The organism is Streptomyces prasinopilosus (genome assembly GCF_001419695.1).
Classification (GTDB): Bacteria; Actinomycetota; Actinomycetes; order Streptomycetales; family Streptomycetaceae; genus Streptomyces; species Streptomyces prasinopilosus.
The window spans coordinates 1-1,273 of the sequence record NZ_LIRG01001049.1 but is presented as its reverse complement, the minus strand read 5'-3'; the positions used below and the strand labels follow the sequence as shown (position 1 = coordinate 1,273).

At 75.1% G+C, this 1,273-nt stretch carries 1 protein-coding gene; it reads left to right on the top strand.

Annotation, left to right across the window (positions count from 1 at the left end; translation table 11 throughout):
* The first annotated feature begins 116 nt into the window (after window positions 1-116).
* On the top strand, window positions 117-1,070 hold the full coding sequence (locus AOK18_RS30005; protein WP_055572969.1) for a LysR family transcriptional regulator: 954 nt from the start codon (window positions 117-119) through the stop codon (window positions 1,068-1,070).
* The last annotated feature ends 203 nt before the right edge of the window (window positions 1,071-1,273 follow it).

The window sequence follows — 1,273 nt, the reverse complement described above, 5'->3', positions numbered from 1 at the left end:
GCCAGTACCAAGGCGTCCACACCGGTGGACGCCTTGGTACTGGCGGGAGACATGCTTCGACGTTACGGACGGCTCCGCTCATCCGTCCAATGCACGGAATCGTCATAATCGTTCCCATGGAGCATCAGCAGAGGTCGCAGGGCCGGCTGTCACCGTCCAGTGACACGGAAGACATCGTCGCGCTGCTCGCGCCGCGTCTCGTCCACTTCGCCGGCGTCGCCCGCACGGAGCACGTCACCCGTGCCGCCCAGGAGCTGCAGGTCCCGCAGTCCACGCTCTCCCGGTCCCTCGTCCGCCTCGAACAGGACCTGGGCGTCGACCTGTTCGCCCGCCACGGCCGTACGCTCTCCCTCACCCCCGCCGGGCGGGCCTTCCTGGTCTCCGTCGAACGGGCCCTCGCCGAGATCGAGCGGGCCGCCGACGAGGTGCGCGCCGACGCCGACCCGGCCACCGGCAAGGTCGCCTTCGGGTTCCTGCACACCATGGGCGCCGAGACCGTGCCCGGCCTGCTGCACGCCTTCCGCGCCGACCATCCGCGCATCCGCTTCAGCCTCGTCCAGAACCACGGTGACGCCATGCTGGAGGGCCTTCGCGCGGGCGAGCTCGACCTGTGCCTGACCTCCCCGGTCCCGGACGCCCCCGACCTCGTCGCCCGCCGTCTGGACGAGCAGAAGCTGCGCCTGGTGGTCCCCGCCGACCACCGGCTCGCCGGCCGCCGCCGGATCCGCCTCGCCGAGGCCGCCGACGAGACCTTCGTGACCCTGGAACCCGGCTACGGCCTGCGCCGCATCACCGACGCCCTCTGCGCCGAGGCCGGGTTCCGGCCCCGGGTCGCCTTCGAGGGCGAGGAGGCGGAGACCCTGCGCGGCCTGGTCGCGGCCGGGCTCGGCGTCGCCCTGCTGCCCCCGCCGGCCGTGCCCCGCCCCGAAGTGGTCGAACTGACCGTCACCTCCCCGCGGGCGGCCCGCGAGATCGGTGTCGCCTGGCTGGCCGAACGGCCGGACACCCCGCCGGTGACGGCCTTCAAGAGGTTCCTGCTGTCACGCCGCGGCCGCCTGCTCCCGGACTGACCGCGCCCGGGGCCCCCGGCGCCCGCCGCCACCACGCCGTACGCCGGCCACCGGCCGTCACGTGCCGCCCTCGGACGAGGGCCGAGGGCCGGCGCGCTCCGGCCGCCCGGGCCCGTCCGGCGGACCGAGCCGGAGGCGAACGGGGGTGTCCGTCCGGCCTGGGCGGGCCGGACCCCACGTCCACGGCACGCTCCACCGCACGG

Coding starts and splice junctions, on each gene's coding strand:
- AOK18_RS30005 (WP_055572969.1), top strand. CDS start 117: ATGGAGCATCAGCAGAGGTCGCAGGGCCGGCTGTCACCGTCCAGTGAC.